Consider the following 6,345-nt stretch of genomic DNA (forward strand, 5'->3'; position numbering starts at 1 on the left):
GTTGCGCCCTTTCGTTCAGGTGGTCGTCGGGAGACGACATCGGAAAGCACTCTACTGAGTCGCAATTGAGTTATAAATGACGGCCGATTGAACGTTCTGTTACTCACCGAGTGAACAATGCAAAACCTCGATGCGCTGTTGATCTTTGCCCGTGTCGCCGAAATGACGAGCTTCACGCGGGCGGCCGAAAGCCTGGGCATCCAGAAAGGACGTGTCTCGATGGTGATCCGTCGACTCGAGCGCGACGTGGGCGTTGCGCTGTTGCATCGGACGACGCGGAGCGTGCAGCTGACCGAGGACGGACGCGCGTTCTATTCGCGCGCACGGGACCTGCTGGCCGAAGTCCAGGAATTGCAGTCGATGTTCTCCGGCAACGGCACGCGACTGCGGGGAAGATTGCGCGTCGACATGCCGACCGAACTGGCCCGCAGTGTCGTGGTTCCCGCACTCCCGCAACTGATGGCCGCGCATCCGGAGCTGGAACTGGAGCTGTCGAGCACCGATCGGCGTGTCGATCTCGTCCAGGAAGGCTTCGATTGCGTGATCCGTCTGGGCCCGATCGTCGACGACACGCTGATCGCGCGGCCGCTGGGCCGGCTGCGCATGATCAATGCGGCGAGCCCCGGCTACCTGGCGCGATACGGCGTACCGCATACGCTCGACGATCTGCTCGGCCAGGGACACCGGATGGTCCACTACACGCTGACACTCGGCGCGCGTCATCCGGGATGGGAGTACCCGGACGGCACCGGCTATGCGTCGCTGCCGCTGCCGAGCGCGATGCAGGTCAACAGCGTGCAGACCTATCACGCTGCCGGGCTGGCCGGCATCGGCTTGATCCAGGCCGGATATTCAGGGGTCGCGACTCACATCGAAAGCGGCGCGCTGGTGGAGGTGCTGCCCGATCTGCGCCCGGAGCCGCTGGCCGCGTGGCTCGTCGTGGCCCATCGGCGCAATCTGTCGCCGCGCGTTCGGGCGTTCATGGACTGGATCGAGCGGGTGCTGGAGCCTTATTTCGACTGACAGCGGCGCGGCGGATCGGCTCGGGGGGCATGGCCCGCGGCCGGGAAACCGACGAGGCTGCTCATGCGATTTGGTCGGGCCGCCGACATGGTTTGACTGCAAGCTGCGCCGTAACCGGCGACCTCGCGTCGTGACGCCGCAGCTAATCCTTCGGGGCGGGCGGCAGAGGAATCCAGTGCGTGTACGCCGACTGCAGCAGCGCGACGTCGTCGAATCGAGCAACGACCGCAAATCCTCGTGAATCCCACGCCAGCACATTAGACGCCGAGTCCGCATCTTGACGCGTCGGGCAGTGCTGATCCGCCGGAATCCAGTTCTGGCCCTGACGTGCCCCCTGCCATCCATCCCACGCGGCCGCCGCGCGTGTTCCCGTGACATAGCCGCCTTGGTCCCGAACGCGATAGGCCAGGTCGGCGCGATATTCCACCGGCGTGTCGCGGAACCACCATTGTTCAAAAAGCTCTCTCTCGGTGCTCACCGACTTCTCCAGTGACGCAGCTTCAGCTTGAATCCGCGGCCGCGAATTCGGCTACGCCCACCACCGTGCAATTCGCGTTCCTGCGGCATCGCAGGCTGACTTCGTCGCCCATCATGCCGAATCGGACTGCCCTCGGCGCGGCGCGAGCCCAGCCTTCGACCCCGTCAGCATATCGCGATGTGCTGCAACGATGCTGTGCGGCACGCGGCATCGTCGTCATGGATAGCGCCATGAGTCGAAGTCGCTTGCTGGCTACCATGCGCCGAACTTCGCTTGAATGTCAAAGCATCGACACGTTGCCGATTTGGCACGAAGCGCGGCGAAATCACGCTCCGGTCAAGTCGATGCCGCGGGGATGGCAGTCGCAAAAGTCAAAGGTACTCACGGAGTACGAATTGCCCATGAATCGACTGGAAACGTGGTGTTTATAGGCGAATTTGCCCGACTGTCGACGAGCATACTTGAGACCGCGACGACCATCCCGCACACGCCACCGAACTTCAGCTTTCCCGTGCGTCGGACCGCACGAGACTCGCCCGCACCTTGACGTCAGAGGGTCATCAACAATCGCAACTGGTGTTCGGTTTCCGTTCCTTTGACCAGCGCATAACATCGCGTCTCCCGTCGCTCGATCGCAGAAAGGCCTTCAGCATCGGAGAAGGTGTTCCATGCGACGCCGTCGATACTTGCCCATTCTCCGCGGGTTCGCGCAAAGGCCCGCAACAGCGGACTGGCTTCACGGCACAGAACGACACGGTCCGCATTCAGCACACAGGTCGACCAGCCACCGCGGAGGATCAGGTAACAGGGTACCGAACGGTGATCAATTCTCGTGAGCACAGTTGTTTCTTCCATTTTCATCGCGACGAGGTCCAACGGTTCGCATTGCAGACGAAGTTATCGACCCGATCGAAGCGTGCGCGGCCACGGCCGGATGGTGAAGCCGGCCGGATCGCGACACATCCCGACGGCGGACGCTTCTGCTCGTGCGGCCCCGCACGGCAGCCCCGCTCGCGACAACCAGACAGGGAGGAGCCCATGCTCTTCAATACGACACGCTTCCGGATCGATCCGACGCCCCGCAGGGCCGATGGCGAGTACATCGCACATGCGAGAATCACCACGACGCTGCTGGACGGAGGTGAGAGAGAGGTGCATTCCAGCGGCGATCTGGCCGGCTTCGATGCGCGCGACGATGCGATTGCGTACGCGACGCAATGGGCGCAGGGATGGCTGGCCGCTCAATTTGGCTGAAGGCAAGAAGGCGGTGGCGCAGCTGTGGCTCGAGCGTCATGCATCGTGGCTGCGTTACCGCCTGGGATGCTTCATTTCCTCGGCTTCCATCGCGGCGAGTCGCTCTTCACTTGCGGATACGGGTTCCATGGCTTCGTCGATCGAAGTCAATGCATATTCGCAGGCCAGCTTCACTTCTTCAACGGTAGTCTCTGGCTGCTCGTCGTCGCCAGGCGGCGGGGAAAGCATGTCTGCGAGCATCATGGCCAACTCGGGGGTGTCCCATGGTTCGCCCTTTTGCGCCTTCTTCTTTATATAGTGTCGGATTTCCGCATCTTGCTCGGGCGAGAGCGGAAGGTGTCGAAACGTGTTGCCTGGGTTAGCGTCAATCATGTGTTGCTCCGAAATTCGAATGCGACTCCCGTGGGCTGCTCCCTGCCATGCGCGTGCACCCGGAACAAGACGAGAACGAAGGAGCAGCTTCCTATTTTCGGCAGCGCGAATCCTGAATGCGTTCGAGGCGGACCAAAAGCTCGTCCACCTGCAGTGCGAGGACCCTGCTTCGCTCGGATTGTGTGCGGAGCTTGTCGAGCTTGACTCTCCAGTACGCGGGATCGTTCACGGACGATCGGTTGATGAAGGCGTGTTGCGCTTGCTCGAGCAGCCCGACCGATCGTCTGATATGGGCCAACTCGCGTTCCGCGTCGCAGTACCAGCTCATGTTTGCCGCCTTCTGATCATGATTTTCATCCTGGTTGCTGCACGGCGCGACGCGCGTACCGATCATTCTTCCTGCCGCTGCGCGGCGGCCGGCCGGCATGCTGCCTGCGTCGTCCGGCCGCCGTGCCGCACGCCGGGGATGGGGATGGCGCCGTAATGCCCCCCTCGGCCGGCACGCTGTTCCCGCCGTTCTTCTAGTACATCTTGCGGGGCGGCAACATGCGCTTCGCCCGCAAGCGCTGCCGGGCAACGGCACTGGCCTTTTTCCGTTTGCGCTCCGTCGTGGGCTTTTCGTAGCTGGTGCGACTGCGCAACTCGCGAATCAGCCCGGTCTTCTCGATACCGCGCCGGAAGCGCCGCAGCGCGACATCGATGGGTTCGTTGATCTTCAGTGTGATGGTTGTCATGTAATGCCTGTTGGAAAACGTTCGACTAAAACTAGCCGAGTCGTGTCATGACGGTGCTCGCTATCGCGTCGGATTCGAACTCCGAATACCCGGCTCCGATCGAAAATGCGCGCACCGCCGCGAACATCTGCAGCTCTTGTTGATGGCACCGCGCAGAATGGGTCATTCCAGCGGGCAGGACAGCATCGCTCCGAGTGAGCTTGCACCGCTGGACCAGATCGAGAAGCTCGTCGACGATCATTTCGCCCTCCAAATTGATGGCAAGTCACGTTGCCATGCGAGTCGTGTCAGAGGGCGTCCGAAAAGAAGGCCAGCTTTTCGCGATCGTCGTCAATGACGCGCTCGGCATAGCGCAGCGACGCACGCCGTGCGTCACCGGCCGTGTCGAACGGGCCGTCGCCGACGAGCCTGAAAGTCTGGCTCTGCGTCAGCGTGTCGGTGGTGCCGCGAAGACAAATCTTGACCGCTGCGTCGAAGCCGGCCTCGTAGTTGTGCGGCAAGCCATCCAGCGCAGGCACGTGCGGGTAAATCAGTGGATAGATCTCGAATCCACGGTAGATATGCATGCTCATCATGAACTCCTGACGATCGCTTCTCGGCGACTCGCAAGGACGAGCGTAGGCAGCCAGCATCGCCTGATGCATGGCGCGACGGGTCGTGGTGAAAGGGACAAACGTTGCGCGCGAGGCAATGCGCGACGCAACACGGTGGCAGGTGGAGGGCGAGCGGTCGAACAGCAAACGGAGGCTCGAACGAAACCATCATACGCGCATCGTCGATCGGGTGTCCATTTTATTTCGACCGCGACGAGGCAGATGACGAAGTGCGTTGTCGCGCCGTGATCGCGGCTCACCCCATGCCGTCGTGCCCTCGTTCATCGAAACACTTTCGACGTGGCGAGTCGACCAGATGAAGACCACGCCGATCACTGTCGTCGACGAGCATCTTCCCGGCGACCAAACTTTTGCATCTCCACCATCTTCCGTCAGTCGACCGAATACAGAAGCAACTTCGCCTAATGCAAGCCGCCGAGGCATGCACGCACCCGTTCATTGATCCGACGATAGCGGACAGCCGTGGCCACCCCGACTCACGCCGCCGATCATTCGCCGGCGGCGGCGTTCGATCCGGCGTTGACGGCTGCAGCCAGCGCGGCGATCCGCTCGGCGCGCAACAGCACCGGCCGATCGACCATCTTCCCGTCGACCGTCACCACGCCGCCATTCGAATCGCGCATCGCATCGAGCACGCGCCGCGCCCAGCGCGCTTCGTCGTCGCTCGGTCGAAAGCATCGGTGCACGAAGCCGATCTGCTTCGGATGGATGCACAGCTTCGCGCCGAATCCCAACTGCTTGCCGTTGAATGCATCGCGCGCGATACGCTCGCCGTCATCGATATCCGGCGTCACGCCGTCGACCGGCGATTCGATCCCGGCCACCCGCGAGATCAGCACGAGTTGCGAGCGGAAGTGATTGAGCGAAACGCCATCGTCCGACATGCCCATGTCCGCGATGAAATCGAGCGTGCCGAACATCAACCGCTCGACGTACGGCGCTTTCGCGACATCGAGCGCGTTCCACATGCCGTGTGCGCTTTCGATCAACGGATAGACCGGCACACGCCGGCGCGCGAGCGCAACGGCAGCGCACATGTCGTCGGCACGCTCGGCCTTCGGCAGCACGATACCGGCCACGCCCTTCAACGCGCCGAGCGCGGCATCGGCCTCGAACCATCGCGTGTTCCGCGCGTTGATCCGCACGAGCACCGGATGCTCGGGCGAAACCCACGCCGCTATCGCATCGCGTGCCGCCACTTTCGCCTCCGGCTCGACGGCATCCTCGAGGTCGATGATGATCGCATCGGCGCCGCTTGCGAGCGCCTTGTCGAAGCGCTCCGGCTTGCTCCCCGGCACGAACAGATACGACTGGGCCTGCGCCACGCGGCCACCGCCGGCGCGCATCGCGGCATCAGACGGCATCGACCACCTCCGGAACCCGTTCGAACAGATCGCCGACGAGGCCGTAGTCGGCCACGCTGAAGATCGGCGCTTCCGGATCCTTGTTGATCGCGACGATCACCTTCGAATCCTTCATGCCGGCCAGATGCTGGATCGCACCCGAGATGCCGACCGCGATGTACAGCTGCGGTGCGACGATCTTGCCGGTCTGGCCGACCTGGTAGTCGTTCGGCACGTAGCCGGCGTCGACTGCTGCGCGCGATGCGCCGAGCGCGGCGCTCAGCTTGTCGGCCAGCGGCTCGAGAACCTTCGTGTAGTTCTCGCCGCTGCCCAGGCCGCGGCCACCCGACACGATGATGCTTGCCGACGTCAGTTCCGGACGGTCCAGCTTCGTCACTTCACGGCTCACGAACTGCGACTTGCCGGCGTCCGCCGCGGCTTCGATCTTCTCGACCGCTGCGCTGCCGCCTTCCGCTGCCACCGGATCGAAACCCGTCGCACGCACCGTGATGACCTTGATCGGGTCG

General features: G+C 63.0%; 11 protein-coding genes. 2 read left to right on the forward strand and 9 right to left on the reverse strand.

Features of this window, described 5'->3' with window-relative positions:
* Window positions 1-117: 117 nt before the first annotated feature.
* Entirely contained in the window at window positions 118-1,023 is a 906-nt protein-coding gene (locus U4Z31_RS33855; RefSeq protein ID WP_124524357.1) for a LysR family transcriptional regulator, read from the forward strand.
* Between the two features lie 142 nt (window positions 1,024-1,165).
* On the opposite strand, the gene U4Z31_RS33860 is transcribed toward U4Z31_RS33855, so the two are convergent.
* Entirely contained in the window at window positions 1,166-1,501 is a 336-nt protein-coding gene (locus U4Z31_RS33860) for a hypothetical protein (protein ID WP_124524358.1), read from the reverse strand.
* A 549-nt stretch (window positions 1,502-2,050) separates the two neighbouring features.
* Window positions 2,051-2,362: a hypothetical protein gene (locus tag U4Z31_RS33865; protein WP_321812666.1), complete on the reverse strand. Its 312-nt coding sequence runs from the start codon at window positions 2,360-2,362 to the stop codon at window positions 2,051-2,053.
* A gap of 177 nt (window positions 2,363-2,539) precedes the next feature.
* Between U4Z31_RS33865 and U4Z31_RS33870 the strand changes: the two genes are divergently transcribed.
* Window positions 2,540-2,755, forward strand: a complete 216-nt coding sequence (locus U4Z31_RS33870; protein WP_044846937.1) for a hypothetical protein — start codon at window positions 2,540-2,542, stop codon at window positions 2,753-2,755.
* A 54-nt stretch (window positions 2,756-2,809) separates the two neighbouring features.
* Here U4Z31_RS33870 and U4Z31_RS33875 read toward each other — a convergent pair whose 3' ends face one another.
* The 7 genes from U4Z31_RS33875 to U4Z31_RS33905 all read right to left on the reverse strand — a co-directional run.
* A complete protein-coding gene (locus U4Z31_RS33875) occupies window positions 2,810-3,127 on the reverse strand; it encodes a hypothetical protein (protein WP_044846938.1) in 318 nt (105 codons plus the stop codon).
* Between the two features lie 91 nt (window positions 3,128-3,218).
* Window positions 3,219-3,521 carry a hypothetical protein gene (locus tag U4Z31_RS33880; protein ID WP_321812667.1) on the reverse strand — a complete coding sequence of 101 codons (303 nt, stop codon included), beginning with the start codon at window positions 3,519-3,521 and terminating at the stop codon, window positions 3,219-3,221.
* Window positions 3,522-3,648: 127 nt separating this feature from the next.
* Entirely contained in the window at window positions 3,649-3,861 is a 213-nt protein-coding gene (gene rpsU, locus U4Z31_RS33885) for a 30S ribosomal protein S21 (protein ID WP_124487370.1), read from the reverse strand.
* A gap of 31 nt (window positions 3,862-3,892) precedes the next feature.
* Window positions 3,893-4,102, reverse strand: a complete 210-nt coding sequence (locus U4Z31_RS33890; protein ID WP_044846941.1) for a hypothetical protein — start codon at window positions 4,100-4,102, stop codon at window positions 3,893-3,895.
* Window positions 4,103-4,148: 46 nt separating this feature from the next.
* Complete coding sequence (locus U4Z31_RS33895; protein ID WP_124519976.1) at window positions 4,149-4,433, reverse strand: hypothetical protein; 285 nt, start codon at window positions 4,431-4,433, stop codon at window positions 4,149-4,151.
* Window positions 4,434-4,963: 530 nt separating this feature from the next.
* The gene (locus tag U4Z31_RS33900; protein ID WP_321812668.1) at window positions 4,964-5,839 is read right to left on the reverse strand and encodes a CoA ester lyase; all 876 of its coding nucleotides are present in this window, start codon (window positions 5,837-5,839) and stop codon (window positions 4,964-4,966) included.
* On the reverse strand, window positions 5,829-6,345 hold a 517-nt coding region (locus tag U4Z31_RS33905; RefSeq protein ID WP_321812669.1), incomplete at its 5' end, for an electron transfer flavoprotein subunit alpha/FixB family protein. The genes U4Z31_RS33900 and U4Z31_RS33905, both read right to left, overlap by 11 nt.

This window comes from Burkholderia sp. BCC1985 (assembly GCF_905339915.1).
Classification (GTDB): Bacteria; Pseudomonadota; Gammaproteobacteria; order Burkholderiales; family Burkholderiaceae; genus Burkholderia.

What these genes read in the sequence shown, in the direction of transcription:
- U4Z31_RS33855 (WP_124524357.1), top strand. Translation starts at nt 118, where the DNA reads ATGCAAAACCTCGATGCGCTGTTGATCTTTGCCCGTGTCGCCGAAATG.
- U4Z31_RS33865 (WP_321812666.1), bottom strand. Translation starts at nt 2,362, where the DNA reads ATGAAAATGGAAGAAACAACTGTGCTCACGAGAATTGATCACCGTTCG.
- U4Z31_RS33870 (WP_044846937.1), top strand. Translation starts at nt 2,540, where the DNA reads ATGCTCTTCAATACGACACGCTTCCGGATCGATCCGACGCCCCGCAGG.
- U4Z31_RS33875 (WP_044846938.1), bottom strand. Translation starts at nt 3,127, where the DNA reads ATGATTGACGCTAACCCAGGCAACACGTTTCGACACCTTCCGCTCTCG.
- U4Z31_RS33880 (WP_321812667.1), bottom strand. Translation starts at nt 3,521, where the DNA reads ATGATCGGTACGCGCGTCGCGCCGTGCAGCAACCAGGATGAAAATCAT.
- rpsU (WP_124487370.1), bottom strand. Translation starts at nt 3,861, where the DNA reads ATGACAACCATCACACTGAAGATCAACGAACCCATCGATGTCGCGCTG.
- U4Z31_RS33890 (WP_044846941.1), bottom strand. Translation starts at nt 4,102, where the DNA reads ATGATCGTCGACGAGCTTCTCGATCTGGTCCAGCGGTGCAAGCTCACT.
- U4Z31_RS33895 (WP_124519976.1), bottom strand. Translation starts at nt 4,433, where the DNA reads ATGAGCATGCATATCTACCGTGGATTCGAGATCTATCCACTGATTTAC.
- U4Z31_RS33900 (WP_321812668.1), bottom strand. Translation starts at nt 5,839, where the DNA reads ATGCCGTCTGATGCCGCGATGCGCGCCGGCGGTGGCCGCGTGGCGCAG.